At 40.2% G+C, this 14,956-nt stretch carries 12 protein-coding genes; all 12 read left to right on the top strand.

Annotated features, from left to right (window positions below; translation table 11 throughout):
- The first annotated feature begins 8 nt into the window (after positions 1–8).
- The 12 genes from VGB26_06220 to VGB26_06165 all read left to right on the top strand — a co-directional run bounded on the left by VGB26_06220 (position 9) and on the right by VGB26_06165 (position 14,875).
- A complete protein-coding gene (locus VGB26_06220; GenBank protein ID HEX9757380.1) occupies positions 9–989 on the top strand; it encodes a glycosyltransferase family 2 protein in 981 nt (326 codons plus the stop codon).
- A gap of 6 nt (positions 990–995) precedes the next feature.
- Entirely contained in the window at positions 996–1,997 is a 1,002-nt protein-coding gene (locus tag VGB26_06215) for a glycosyltransferase (protein HEX9757379.1), read from the top strand.
- Positions 1,972–3,114 (top strand): phosphotransferase, encoded by a 1,143-nt coding sequence (locus VGB26_06210; GenBank protein ID HEX9757378.1) that lies wholly within the window; start codon positions 1,972–1,974, stop codon positions 3,112–3,114. The genes VGB26_06215 and VGB26_06210 overlap by 26 nt, the downstream gene beginning before the upstream one ends.
- 269 nt (positions 3,115–3,383) lie before the next feature.
- Positions 3,384–4,175, top strand: coding sequence for a polysaccharide deacetylase family protein (locus tag VGB26_06205; protein HEX9757377.1), 792 nt, complete (start codon positions 3,384–3,386; stop codon positions 4,173–4,175).
- A complete protein-coding gene (locus VGB26_06200; GenBank protein HEX9757376.1) occupies positions 4,176–5,249 on the top strand; it encodes a GNAT family N-acetyltransferase in 1,074 nt (357 codons plus the stop codon). It begins immediately after the preceding gene.
- A gap of 4 nt (positions 5,250–5,253) precedes the next feature.
- On the top strand, positions 5,254–7,017 hold the full coding sequence (locus VGB26_06195; protein ID HEX9757375.1) for an ATP-grasp domain-containing protein: 1,764 nt from the start codon (positions 5,254–5,256) through the stop codon (positions 7,015–7,017).
- A gap of 8 nt (positions 7,018–7,025) precedes the next feature.
- A complete protein-coding gene (locus VGB26_06190; protein ID HEX9757374.1) occupies positions 7,026–8,186 on the top strand; it encodes a glycosyltransferase in 1,161 nt (386 codons plus the stop codon).
- On the top strand, positions 8,183–9,580 hold the full coding sequence (locus VGB26_06185) for a sulfatase (protein ID HEX9757373.1): 1,398 nt from the start codon (positions 8,183–8,185) through the stop codon (positions 9,578–9,580). The genes VGB26_06190 and VGB26_06185 overlap by 4 nt, the downstream gene beginning before the upstream one ends.
- 99 nt (positions 9,581–9,679) lie before the next feature.
- Complete coding sequence (locus VGB26_06180) at positions 9,680–11,221, top strand: glycosyltransferase family 39 protein (GenBank protein HEX9757372.1); 1,542 nt, start codon at positions 9,680–9,682, stop codon at positions 11,219–11,221.
- Positions 11,222–11,244: 23 nt separating this feature from the next.
- Positions 11,245–12,774 (top strand): oligosaccharide flippase family protein, encoded by a 1,530-nt coding sequence (locus VGB26_06175; protein ID HEX9757371.1) that lies wholly within the window; start codon positions 11,245–11,247, stop codon positions 12,772–12,774.
- A complete protein-coding gene (locus VGB26_06170) occupies positions 12,771–14,114 on the top strand; it encodes an O-antigen ligase family protein (GenBank protein ID HEX9757370.1) in 1,344 nt (447 codons plus the stop codon). Before VGB26_06175 ends, VGB26_06170 begins: the two co-directional genes overlap by 4 nt.
- A 20-nt stretch (positions 14,115–14,134) precedes the next feature.
- Entirely contained in the window at positions 14,135–14,875 is a 741-nt protein-coding gene (locus tag VGB26_06165; GenBank protein ID HEX9757369.1) for a class I SAM-dependent methyltransferase, read from the top strand.
- The last annotated feature ends 81 nt before the right edge of the window (positions 14,876–14,956 follow it).

Here is a 14,956-nt window from a genome sequence, read left to right as displayed (position 1 = left end):
TAGAAAATATGCGGTTTCAAAAACTTGAAAAAACGGCATCGGACCTTGATTGGAAAATAGACCTTTCAATTGTGATTCCAGTAATGAATGAAGAGGAATCGATTTTAGAGTTGTATTCTTCCATAAAAAATATTTGTGATGGGTTAGCCCTCCAATATGAAATCGTATTTATCGATGATGGAAGCCAGGATAAGACATTTAGATTGCTAACCGAAATGCAGCTTAAAGATCAAAGGATTCGGATCATCAAGTTCAGAAAGAATTACGGGCAAACCTCTGCCATGGCAGCAGGGTTCGAATTGGCGCGGGGAAAGATCATTGTGAGTATGGATGGAGATCTCCAGAACGACCCCTCTGATATTCCCCGGCTCCTGGATAAGATTGAAGAAGGATATGACGTCGTCTGCGGTTGGCGGAAAAGGCGGCAGGATAAATTTTGGAGCCGCTTATTACCCTCAATGATTGCCAATTGGATTATTAGTAGCGTAACGGGAGTAAAAATCCATGATAATGGCTGTTCCTTAAAAGCTTTCCGCGGTTCTGTGATTAAAAATGTAACGCTTTATAATGAGATGCACCGATTTATCCCTGCCATGTCGACACTAACCGGAGCGAGAATTTCAGAGATTGTGGTCAATCACCATCCACGACATTTTGGAAAGAGCAAATATGGGATTGGGAGAACCTGGAGGGTGGTTCTCGATATTATTACCGTAAAAATGATTATAAGTTTTTCTTCTCGTCCGGCGCTTTGGTTTGGTTTCTTAAGCGTACCCTTCACCCTTTTAGCCTTCATCGCAGTCTTTTTAGGAATGGGCATGTTTCTGGGTGAACAAATCGACGGTTGGTTGATTTTATCAACGGTCAGTTTTCTTCTGTTATCCTTAAGTGCCCATCTCTTTGCGATGGGAATTATAGGAGAACTTTCGGTGAAAATGGGGGATAATTGGCCTGAAAGGGGTATTAAGCCAACCATGGTGGTTCAATAGATAAATATGGAACAACAAAGAATGATAAACAAGGAAATAAAAGAATTGGATAGTGAAAAAACATCGGATGTTGCAATCGATATTTCGGTCGTGGTCCCTGTTACTGAACGGATTGACGATCTTCGAGAAATTTACGTCCAATACGCACGAAAGCTTTCAGCATATGGAAAAGCCTTTGAATTTATTTTTGTTGTGGATGGATCCTATTTGAATGTTATCGGTGTATTGAATGATTTGAAAAAAACGTATCAAAATATCAAAATCGTTTCCTTAAGTCGATCTTTTGGAGAAGCAACAGCGTTATCGGTGGGTTTTGAGGTTTCAAGGGCACCCGTTATAATGACAATATCCTCCTATTTTCAAGTTGAACCCGAAGAAATCGATCGAATTTTGAATAAGGTTTTTCAAGAAAATTATGATCTTGCCATTTCCAGGAGATTTCCTCGTATTGATTCCTTTTTCAACCGGATACAATCTTGGATCTTTCATCGGCTAACCCAGTTACTGACGGGGAGAACCTATCATGACCTGAGTTGCGGACTTCGAGCGATAAAGAGAAAAGTTGTCGAAGAAGTCCCTCTTTACGGAGACCTCCATCGATTTCTACCCTTATTGAGTTACGAGAGAGGATTTCGGGTGGCAGAGGTTTGCGTAAAGCAAAGCGCCTATGATAAAAAGCGGAGGATTTTTAAACCCGGAATCTATATCAGAAGGCTACTGGATATCCTAACACTATTCTTTCTATTCAAATTCACGAAAAAACCCTTGCGGTTCTTTGGGTTGCTGGGATCGGGTCTGGTGGGAATTGGAGGAATGATCATTGTTTACTTGGGAGCAGACCGGATCCTAGGACACGGCGCCATCGCTGACCGACCTATTCTAGTCCTCGGTGTATTGCTTATCGTTTTGGGAGTTCAGTTATTTTCTATTGGTCTTCTGGGTGAAATAATCATTTTTACTCATGCAAGGAAAGTAAAGGACTATGCCATCGAGCGTATCCTTGAGTAAGGTGGAAAAGCAAGCCACCAGGAAGACTAAAAAAGATTTTCAAAAAATCGTTGACGCCGTATTCGAACGTATTAGGAAGAATTACAAAGAGATATTCGGTTTAGACTCGATTCCCACTATTGAAAGATTGAATACCATCTGCAGGCCCCGATCCCTTGTACTGAAGGTTAACCTATGCAATGGAAGCACTGGCCGTAATTACTTCGTCAAGATCTTTCAATTCCCAGATCAGAAACTGGGTTATGAAAAAATGGCTAGAGAATATAGGGTTCTCAAGGCTCTAAATGAACAAAATCATCGATTAGTGGAGTTCGATGTTATCTTTCCCATCGCTTGTTTTGAGGATCTGCAAGCCATTGTTACTGAGGAATTCTCCGGCCAGGCCTTCAGCCATATCCTTAAACATGGCACCCGTTTTCATTTTGGATTTAGGTCAATTACACAAATCGAGCAGTATTGTCAATTTTCTGGCAGATGGTTAAGCCATTTCCAGAAAGAGTCCAATCGGATTAATGGGCGTCCTTACAGTCATTCTGAAACGGTAATCGATATCCATGCACAAGTGACAAATGCACGAGAAAGGGGTTTCCTTAGTGGGCAGATATCCGATCAGGTAAGAGAGCACGTGGAACGGGTGGCTTCAGAGGTGTGTTATGACATACCCATATCTGGAATGCATTCGGACTTTATTCCGTCGAATATTCTGGTTGGAGACCGTAACGTGACGGTGCTGGATTTTGCAGATTTTAGGAAAGGACCGATTTATCGAGATGTCATCACCATGTTACATGCCTTGGATAACTACTGTTGGAATCCCTTAGTTAGGGTTGGAACCATCAGGAGTTTACAAAGTCTGTTTTTGTCAAGCTATGGAACGAAGATTCGAAAACAAGATATACCGCTTGTCAGCCTTCTTGAAATTCGACAAGCATTAGGGGAAATACTAAGTCTTTCTCACAGTATGCGAAATCAATGGCTATTATCTCCGGCCTACCGTCTGGCCCTACATCGATTAACCAAACGTTTGTCTCAGATAATTAAAAATTGGAGGAGAGAAGGAGAGTCTTACACGATTTGTGGTGTTGAATGGGGTGTGGATGACCATGGAAGCAAGTAAGTGGGACTAGCTCTGCGTTTAGATGAGATTTTTTTATGAGGAAGATCCTTAAAGAAGTATTTTTTTATTTTTGTGACATTTTTGGGTTGACGCGATACTTCAGATGGCTAAACAGGAAAAAAATTTTAATTTTGATGTATCACGGGGTTGTGAGACAGTCCCTTGAGCCTTTTTGTTGGACTCAGCTTCCTGAGAAAAAATTTAGGTTTCAAATTTCATATCTTAAAAAGAATTATTCGGTCTTAAAACTTTCAGAGCTAATCGAAAAAATGCGAAATGGGAAACCCCTTCCGGATTACACAGCCGTGGTCACTTTTGATGATGGATATCGCAATAACTATACGATTGCTTATCCCATATTAAGCCAGTACCATATCCCAGCGGTAATTTTTTTGGCGACAAGGTGTGTGTCAGACCAAGTCCATTGTTGGCCCGATCGTTTATACCTTGCTATTAAACACACTTCTAAGCAGGGGATTGATCTAACCAAATGGGGCCTGCCATATTATTCTCTTCGTTTACCCATTGAAAAGGAAATGGCAAATCAAGAAATTGCTGAATACTTAAAAATGTTACCACGCCATGAAAAGGACCTCATTTTAGAAGAAATAATCGATCATTTGAAAATTCATTCGATTTCAAGAGATTCAGATTTTGATCTGATGTCTTGGGATGATATAAAATTTTTAAGTAATTATGGTTTGATTGAATTCGGCTCCCATACGGCTACCCATAATATCTTAAGTCAAATGGACCCCTCAGATGCCGTGAAGGAAATCAAGGAGTCTTGTGAAACGATTGAGCATCATTGCGGAAAAAGTTGCCAATTTTTTGCTTACCCCAATGGAAGGAAGATCGACTTTACGGACTATGTAAAAGAACAATTGAAAAAATCCCAAGTAGATTGTGCATTGACGACCATTCCGGGTCTAAATGATCGATCTGAAGATTTGTTCGAACTAAAAAGAGTTTCTATCGGTGCCGATATCAGTCCTGCGCGATTTAAATGCCTCGTTTCAGGATTATCCTACCACTTTAAAAATTCAAGCTTGATCCCCTAAATGGAAATTTGTTTAATCAATCGGTTTGATCAGATCAATCCTGAAAAATTGATTTGGAATAGATTGGCACAAAAGAGCGGATTAAACACAATCTTCCAAACCTACGAGTGGCATCAAGCCTGGTGGGAGGTATTTGGGGATGACCGTGAACTTTTTGTAATTGTTGCAAAGGAAGATGGGGAAGTTGTGGGAATTGCCCCTTTGATGATTACTTGCCAGGATACTATCCTTGCTCGAAAAAGAATTGTTGAATTCATAGGTTCTGGCACTTCGGATTATTGTAACTTTATCACAAACGAAAGTTGTGAGAATATAATTCCCTTGATGATTGAATTCCTTTTTGAAAATAGAAATCGTTGGGATTGTCTTAAGCTTACAGGGATTACTGAAAACTCCGTTTTAAGCAAGATACTCATAGGAGCCTGTTCCAGACACATGCGCGGTAAGTTTTTTGTGAAGTATTCTAATTCCCACAAACTGGTGATCAATAACTATGACAATGAGGTAAAACGGGTGCTTAGAAAGAAGAGCCTTAGGAGGAGACAAAATCATTTCAGAAAACAAGGGAGTTATGAGGTTGACCATTTATTTGACCCAGCTAAAATTGAGACACATTTGAATTCTTTTTTCGAGCAGCATATCTCACGCTGGAAGTCTTCTCGTACTCCTAGTCAATTCCTAAATGAAAAATCAAGACGTTTCTTTTTAAGGCTTGTGGAAAATCTTGGCAGCAACAACTGGTTGCTTTTTTCGGTGATACGTTCGGGGGGAATTCCTTTAGCTTACCACTTTGGATTTAATTTTAATGGAATATTAACCTGGTATACCCCCTCTTTTAATCAGGTTTTTTTAAAATATTCCCCCGGGCAGGTACTTTTAAAAGAGTTGTTGGATTATGCTATTCAAGAGCGAATGGATGCATTTGATTTTACCATTGGGAGTGAAGAATATAAAAAGCGGTTTTCAAATGAAACCGGAAGAGTTCAATCTTTTTATATTTATAGCAATTATCTGGATTATGAATTGGAGAGGATGGGAAGCCTTTTTAGAAAAGTGGTTCGCTTAGCAACCTGATCCTATGCCGAAAACATTTTTAGAGAAAAAAGTTTTGGTTCTCGATGGAGAATGGCCATCCGCACTTGCCATTGTCCGTTCACTAGGCAAAAGAGGGATACCGGTGTCTGTTGGATCAAGTAGACCTAAATCGCTGGCAGCGAAATCCAAATACTGCTCCGATCATTTTATTTATCCAGATCCTTTGTTTGACGTATCCGGTTTTACAAAAACACTATTGGATCATGTTCATAAAGATGCTTATGAACTCATTATCCCTGTGACGGATCTTACGATATGCCCTATCATGAAGATACGGAATCAAGTGGAAGCCATTGTTCCCGTTGCGATGGCACCTAATGATAAACTGGCCATCGTTCTTTCCAAAAGTCGAACGGGAGAGCTCGCTAAAGCAATCGGGATTCCAGTTCCGTACACATGGACGCTGAAAAATGTTCAGGATTTGAGAAAAATTGAAGAGGAATTATCTTTTCCTGTTGTCATTAAACCGGACAGCTCAAAGTCCTGGATATCCGAAGATTTTGGCAAAGATCTTTCAGTTAGCTACGCCTTTGATTTCGGAGAATTAGAAAAAAAAGCCACTTCTTTGCTCGAATGGAATCCTGTGGTTATTCAGCAATACGTAACCGGAGAAGGTGTTGGGATGGCTGTTCTCGCAGAAGAAGGAAAGATAAAAACAGCCTTTCAATACCGAAGGCTCCATGAAGTACCTTTGAGCGGGGGGCCAAGTTCTTACCGCATCAGTGAACCCATTGTCCCTGAGGTAGAAGAATACGTTTCCAGGCTGATGAGAAGCCTTTCCTGGAGTGGAATTGCCATGATTGAATTCAAAAGGGATTGCAAGACCCGAGCCCTGTATTTGTTAGAAATTAACGGAAGGTTTTGGGGTTCACTACCGCTTGCCGTGGCAGCCGGAGCAGACTTTCCCTATTATTTATATGAATTTATGGTTAGTCAACGGAGGAATTTTCCCAGGACCTATAAAACAGAAAAACGTTGTCGAAACATCGAAAAAGAGTTGGAATGGTTAAAAACCGTCTTGTTTAGAAAAAAAACAGAGAATCCAATTATAAAATACCCAACCTATAGCCGTATTTTAATAGATACCTTTAGGTTTCTGAATCCAACGGAGTGCTCTGATACGTTCAGTTTTACCGATCCTATGCCCGGTTTTCAGGATATTTATAATATTTGGGGGAGCCTGGTTGCTTTTGCAAAAAAGAGGATCATTTATATGAGAGAGCTTCGACGCATGAAAAAGATAAAAAAGGACCCCAAGACCCTCTTTGAAAAAGTAGATCAAATTAAAAAAATCCTTTTTGTCTGTACAGGTAATGTGATCCGAAGTCCGTTTGCTGCAAGGTATCTTGAACAAGCCCTAGACAGAAACAGAGAGTCAATTTTCATTGATTCTGCCGGACTCGATACTGTTTCTGGCCGAAATGCACATCCAAATATGATTAAGAAAGCAAAAGAGATTGGTTTGAATGTGAAATCTCATCGTGCTGTTTTGATCAGTGATGCAATGGTCCGAAAAGCCGATATCATTCTGGTGATGGAAATTAAGCACCTGGTTATGATGAATCAGCGTTATCCAGATTCGATGGAAAAAACGTTTCTTCTAGGGTGTTTCTCGGAAGATAACTTAATGGAAGTTCCTGATCCTGATTTGGAAAAAGATGTTATCTTTGAGACCTGCTTTACCCAGATCATGAATTCTGTGAAAGTTTTGGCTTTACGCCTCAACGGGAATTTGGGAACGATTTAGATCTGATTATGGTTTCAAAGAAGAGTGGAAAAATTAATATTCTCTTTCTCGTAGATACATACAAGAACGGTGGTGGAACGGAAACGCATATTGCTAATCTGGTCAAACATCTCAATCGGAATCGGTTCAATAGCATTATCTGCTCTTTTGATATGGAGGAATGTCCCTTTGTGGAAAGGATTAGGAGCGTAGGTGTTCCGGTTGAATACATCCGGGTTGGCAGAATTTATGGACCTCATGCGATTTATCAGGCATTAAAACTTCTTCGTCTTATTAAACACTACCATATTGATATTGTTCAGAGTTATCATTTTAAATCTGATACCTACGGAGTCTTCATATCAAAGATTGGGGGAGTAAAGAGAATCGTTTCAAGCCGTAGAGATATGGGAGATCTCAAGAAAGCTCACCAGGTTCTTTTATGCAAATTTATGAACCGATTTGTTGATCATTTCAACATGGTATGTGATTCAGTTGGAAAAGCAATGCACAAAACCGAGGGTATTCCAATGAGAAAAATGACAACGATATATAATGGTGTTGATTTAGACCAATTCCCAGTGGTGAAGATGAATGACATCCTCAATTTGCGAAACAACCTTGGGATATCTCCAAAAGCATTTGTGATCGGAATCATTTCCTATTTCCGATTTGAAAAGGCTTACGATGTTTTTTTTGCTGCTATTGATAAAATTCGGAATCAGATTCCAGAATGGGCCGTCTTGATCCTTGGAAATGGCCCGCTTGAGGCAAATTTTAAAGCGTTATGCAAGACTAAAGGCTTGGAAGGTCGAGTAAAATTTATGGGATCGGTTCTAAATGTTGAACGATACATTGCATTAATGGATCTTGTCTGTCTTGTGCCTAGAAGTAACGAAGGATTTTCAAATGCTATTTTGGAGGGAATGGTTATGGGAAAGCCAATAATTGCCACTGATGTGGGTGGGAACGCGGAAGCGGTTGTGATGGGGGATACAGGAATCTTAATTCCACCCAATGACCCGGTCCAGTTGGCCAATGCCATATTACAGCTCTATCAGAATCCTAGCCTTCGAATGGCAATGGGAGAAAAAGGTAAAAAAAGGGTCCAGGATAATTTTTCATTGGAACAAATGGTAAAAAAGATGGAGGATTTCTACATACAAATTTTGGAGGGAAAATTACGGTGAAAGGTCCAAATGTTTTGTTGATATCTATCGATACGTTACGAGCCGACCATCTTACTTGCTACGGTTACAAGCGGCCCACATCCCCTAACATCGATCAGCTAGGGAGGGAAGGGGTCGTTTATGAGAAAGCATATTCGACTGCCGTGTGGACTCCTCCGGCCCATGCCTCTCTGCTAACAGGTTTATACCCCTCGAGTCATGGGGCTGTTGGTGAAAATCGTTTGAGGCGTGACATTCCGACCCTTGCTCAGGTTCTGTTGGGGTGTGGTTATAAGACTTTTGGTTTTATTAATAACTCCCAGGTGGGAGAACTCGTCGGACTCGAAAAGGGGCACCAGGTTTATCAAGAAATTTGGAAGGGGCAACCCTCAACGTCACTGGTTCAAAGGGGAATCAATTTTTTATTGAGAAAGGGTGCCGGTATCATGGGTGTTAGCGACCATGGTGCACATCGAACCAATCAACTGGCTTTTCGATCGTTCCTGGATAGTCGGGATAATCCTTTCTATATGTTTCTCCATTACATAGAACCTCACAACCCCCTTGATCCCCCATCTGCCTTTAAAGCGCGATATTGGAAAGACATTTCTCTCCAAAATATCGATCTGAAGAAGGTGGGCCTGGTTGCTAATAATCCCCTTATTTATTTTGTAGATGAAATGACACTGAATTCCAATGAAATTGAAGCATTGAAAGCGCTATATGATGCAGAGATAAACTATTTGGACCAAAAAATAGGCGAACTCACAGATTTCTTGAAGCGGGAAGGAATCTATGATGAGACCATGATTATCCTAACCGCGGATCATGGCGAACACTTCGGGGAACACAATCTTTATTCCCATGTTTCTAGCCTATACGAGCCAATAATCCATATCCCTTTAATAATTAAATATCCTGGACGCTCAGATAATGGAAAGTGGATGTCAAGCCTTGTGCAGTTAGTGGATGTTTTCCCTACGGTAATTGACGTATTGGGTTTAGATCAACAGTTATCAGAGAAAGTCCAAGGGGTGAGCTTGGGAGGAACCAAGGAAATTTTTCATGAGTTTATTATTGCGGAATGGGAAGGGAGAATTCCAAGCTTCATCATGAAGCGGGTTGGAAATCCGGACTCAAGTGAGGTGGTTCGGCGATTTAAAGACCCTATGGTAATGATTAGGCAAGGCGATCATAAATTTATTAAAAGTGAGAGTGGAAAAGAAGAGCTGTACGATATTGGGCGCGACAAAGATGAACGTTTCAATAAGATTGGTGAGGAAAAGATTATTGCGGCAGAGCTAAAGAAAAAACTTTTAAAATGGCAAGCGATGAATCAAAAAATAGAACACGAAAAACAATCTTCAGTGGATGAATTAACTAAGAAAAATCTAGAAAGTTTGGGGTATCTGTAGTTTATGAGTTCATCTTTTGGGCCTTTTTTGTTTCGAATAAAATATCCGCTCCTTCTTTTTTTAATTCTATTTTTGTCAGCTTTCTGGAAGTTCAATTACGTGGGGGATTACGTTACGTATACCGATGAGATATTAAGTTCCGTGGTGGCTGATTCGATTTCCAGGACAGGGTTACCGTATCTTCCCTCCAATTCTCTTTATACGCGTGCTCCCTTTCACCACTACCTTCTATCGATACCGATCGGCATTTTCGGTATTGACTATTTTTCGATGAGATTGAATTCAATTCTGTTTGGTCTATTGACTATTTTTATCATTTACCTTCTTGGAAAAGAAATTTCCAACCCTCAGATTGCAATTTTGGCTGCTTTGATCCTGTCTGTTTCTTCTCTGTTTAGTCAATTTTCGTTGTCGGGGCGAATGTATATTACCTATGCAGCTTTCTATACATTAAGCATGTACTTTTTTTATATGGGTTTTATCAAGGGTAGGGTGGTATCAAAGTGGTTGGCGATCTTTTTTATGGCTGCAACTATGCTGAGTTCGGAGGCAGGAGTCTTGGTTGGCCCGATCTTCGCCTTTACTTTTCTCGTTTATCGAATTCCGGGTTGGTGGAAGGAGACCCCGTTATACGTTGGACTTGTCATTTGGGGTCTGTTTTTTTGGTTTGTCAAGATCTATGAGATTCCTGGGACTTACGAATCCTTTACTGCCCATTCAGGTGTTGGGCAACCTATTCTGATTCACGCAGGCATGCCTATAAAGGAGATCATCGGAAACCTGATTTATCCTTGGCGGGCATTGGACAAGCTATTACCCTTTTCTATGCCATTCTTCTTAATAATGGCTGTTTGGATAATCGGTAAGGGAGATCTTCGCCTTCATTATCCCCTGGTGGTCCTTTTGCCGGCATTGATCATTGGATCTTTCCTAACCTATCGCGTTCAACACAGGATCATTGTTGGATGGGTTCCCCTTTATATCTTGGCGTGCTCTCAGATGATTGGGACACTTACCTTATGGTGCAAGAAAGAACTCGAAGGTCAGCGGTTGGTTAAAAGCTACGGGGTCTTACACAAAGATTTGGCTAGCGTTTTCATTAACAGACGATATCTGCTGCTAACAACCCTGAGCATCTTTGTGGTCATGGCAATGGGAATTGTGGTCTTAAATAAGATTAACACCTCGGGAGCGTTTTTGGGATATGTAGGGCAGGCCTTCGGTTACCACGATTTGCGGGTTAACCAGAACCTGGCTCCTTCATACCACTATCTGAGTTCACACGTGGAACCGAATGATCCAATAATTTTAACAACCCTCGAGTATGGTCTATTCTTTTTAGGTCCTGACTATCAATTTTTTTATCTTCGCCAGAAAAAGATCGGTGGTGAGGGGGAAGAAGGATTTACCTCCTTTGAAAAACCCTATGAACCTTACTATGGGAAACCCCTCATCGACACAATTGGCAAGCTTCAGCAACTTATTGATGACGCAGAAAGTCCAGTTTGGGTCATTTTAGATTATAAATCAGATTCTTATGTAGGTCCTGAAATAATTTCCTTTATCGAACAAGAGTTTGATCTCGTATTTAATGACAATCGAGAAAATAGAAGCAAGGTTTATAAACGGAATACCCTTTAGAATAGGCGGGAAAGTTCAGGGACATGGCGACTGGAAAGGGATCAATGGGAAGTCGAGTAATTAAAAATATATTTTCAACCTGGGGAATGTATTCGACAATAACGGCTATCCGGTTCTTCCTTACCCCCTTTTTCATCCACAAACTGGGGGATTCTCAATATGGAATATGGGTACTTATTTTATCCCTAATCGGTTATATGGAGTTGCTAAATCTTGGGTTAAACACCGCCAACGTGAGGTATTTATCGAAATATTTCGAGTTAAGTGACCACAAATCTGCCAATGAAATATTTAATTCTGGACTGTTTATTTTTTTAATCTTGTGTGTAGGCACCTCTTTATTGATTCTTTCCATCGCACCTTTTTTAGGGAGCTTGTTTAGCTTCATGGATAACCGCATTTACATGGTAATTTTTGTTATTGCCGGTCTAAATCTAGCCCTAGAATTTGTTTTTTATGCCTTTTCCGCTATTTTAAGTGCAGAACAAAAATTTTTTGAAGTCAATATCATAACAACTATTATATTTATTGCTCGCTCAATTGCAGCGGTAATTCTTTTATTAAACGGATACCAGCTAATGGCTATTGTATTGAATCAAACATTTTTCAATGTGGTAAGAGGGCTGACCCTATCAGTCTACTCCTTAAGATCAGCTCCCAATTTGAGAATCCATTTAGGTTCTGTTAGGAAAAATGCACTGGTTAAAATTATGAATTTTTCCTTTTATATTTTTATAATTAATATTTGCAAGAAAATAAATCTTTCTATTTGGTCGATTGTGATTGCAATCTTTATGTCTCCTAACGCAATTACTTTTTTTGCCATTTCGAATAATCTTATTATCTATTTACAAAATTTCATACTGGCCATATCTAAGGTTTTAATTCCCCGGTTTAGCCAGTTGGATGCTAAAGACAATGAACAGAAGATTCAGGAATATTATTTGAGTTTTACCCGAATATCCTTAATTATCGCAATTCCAGTTATCTTCATTTTTATGTTTTATGGGGATTCTTTCATAGCATTGTGGATCGGTGATGAATACGCTCCGGTAAGCGGGACGATTCTGATGATTTTGTCCATAGGGGCCCTTTCCCAGCTTTCTCAATCCACAACCCACAGCCTTCTTAAGGCTACGGGAAAGCACAAAGTGTTGTCCTTTTTTACAGTTTTAGAGTCTGCATCTATATTCATTCTCAGTTTTTTTTTAATACAAACCCATGGTCTCGTCGGATTGGCATATGCCTACACAATTCCACTATGCATCGTAAATCTAACCTTGATTCCAATATTTACCTGCAGGGTATATAGAATAGACCTCTGGGAGTATTATACGAAATACCTTTTAAAGAATGTTTTTAGCCTTATTCCAGTCCTGTTGATATACTACCTCCTGAAAAAGGATATTGTAGATTCCATTCCCATGTTTGGTTTCCTCGCAGTGATGATTATAGGGGTTTTTTTTGTTTCCTCCTATTTGTTTACCCTGGATTTAAGAGAAAGACAGAGATTGAACTATCTTGTGAAGGCTGACAGAATGGGTTTGGGATGATCAAGTTTGGGCTATCAAGTTATTTACCTCTTGTTATTTATATATCTTCCGTTGTGACTTATTTCATCATGTTATTTTACAAGCGGGAAATTGGGCTATATTTTATCGTTGCTCTTATTCCGATGCAGGTTCTCATTGAGAAAATACAAGTTTTTCCATTGGGGAAGGATATTGTTGACATCTATCTTGTTACCTTGCTTCTGCTTTGTCTATTGAGGCCTGAGAAACAAGAAGAGAGGGATTTGAATTTCTTAATCCCTATGAAACCGATTTTATTTTATATGTTTTTGACCTATGTTTTTCTGTGGATCGGTTCCTTCATCAATGGCCTAGATCTTCCCATTTCAGGTGAGGATGTGAGATTTATTAATTGGAAGAATCATATGATCCTTCCTGTCCTTTTTATCGTTACCTTCAAGATAATTTATAACAAACGGCAGATGATTAATCTCATCTCTGTAATCATTATCTCCATGTTTCTTGTTAGCTTTCATTTTTACCGGAATTTTGGACATACCGGTGGCCATTTCAGGGAGGAGAGAAGATGGAGCGGAGTCTTTACCTATCTCGGTCCAAATGAAATCGGGGCATTCTGGGCCGAGTATTCTTTTATAATCCTAGGACTCTTATTAATCTCCAAGGTTGGACCTTGGAAGTGGCCCTTGATTGGAGTGTTAGGATTGAACATCTATTGCATGGTTTATTCCTTTTCAAGAGGGGCCTATCTAGCGTTTGGTATTGCCTTTCTCTTTATCTCTGTTGCCACCCGAAACATAAAGGCCATCGTTTTTGTTTCCCTCATGGCTATTATCTTGACTTATTTAATTCCCCAATCCGCTATAGAGAGAGTCAATATGACACAAGATGAGGAGGTTGGACTCGAATCATCCGCGGCTGGTAGATTGGGAAGATGGAAGCATGGAGTTGATCTCTTTATTAAAAATCCCCTTGGATATGGATATGAAACGGTGGCCGTTTTGGGATTTAGGGGAAACCGGGGGTACCTATCCAGTAAAGGAGACCCCCATAACCGATACGTTGAGTTTTTGGTGGAAATGGGAATTATTGGAATTGCCCTTTTCCTTTATCTTTTCTATCTGGCCTTTAAAGGAGGATGGAAACTCTATTTAATGGCGGAGGATAATTTCCTAAAAGGATTGGGGTTGGGTTTTTCTGCTACAGTGGTTGCCTGTTTCATTGTCAATATTTTTGGGGACCGGTGGACCTATGCAATGTTGGGTGCTTTTTATTGGGTCGTGTGGGCCCTTGTGGTACGGGGAAACATCATAGCAAATAAAAAACAATCAATGGTGGAATTGAACAGCACAGCCACCGTATAAAATTTGGGGGAAAATAGAGGATGAATAAACCTAAAGCAATAGGATCTCCTTCTAAGGTGTTTGAAATCGCTTTGGAAGTGCTTGGTGAATCAGGGGCGAAAAAGTTACTTGATTGCCCAACGGGAGAAGGTCCTTTTGCCCAGTTACTTGTTGAGCAAGGTTTCAACGTGTCTTGCTGTGATATCTTTCCGAGCCAATTTAAATTATCTGAGATCTCTTGTGAATTTGCCGATCTGAACGATCGGCTTCCTTATGGCGATAATACTTTTGATGCAGTGGCATGCCTCAATGGACTTCAACGTGTATGGGCAAGGGGACGTGCAGTACGGGAACTGGCCCGTGTTGTAAAACCAGGGGGAAATCTAATCATTTCATTTCCAAATAATGCCGATATCCGGCGGCGCCTATTGTATATGATGACAGGATCTGTCACCTGGAATGTTATTGGCCCCCCCCATGTTTGCGTACCCGATGCAGAAGATCCTGCGGCTTCCTTTCGTTATCCGATGACGCTTGCTAATGTACTGAGTGCCATAAAAAGCGTTGGGCTTCAATGTGAAAGCGTTCGGTCAACACATTTCTCGTTAGGAGCACTCTTACTTTCACCTCTGGTTATTGGACCAAAAATATTTTCTTTTTTTTCTCCAAAGCATTATAAGAAATTTTATATGATGAAGGAGACATCTACATTAGATGCACTGTTAGGAGCTTGGTTGGTGGTCATTGCAAAGAAGCCAATAAATAAACCGATTAATTCTTAAACTATCTTGACTGAGGAGCCATCAAGCCGATTTCTGGAATTGAATCGGGTTATAGAATTACTCAAACTGTTTTAAGTCGTA

Source organism: Nitrospiria bacterium, assembly GCA_036397255.1.
Lineage (GTDB): Bacteria > Nitrospirota > Nitrospiria > DASWJH01 > DASWJH01 > DASWJH01.
The sequence above is the reverse complement of the archived record's forward strand: the minus strand, read 5'-3'. Positions and strand labels throughout refer to the sequence as shown.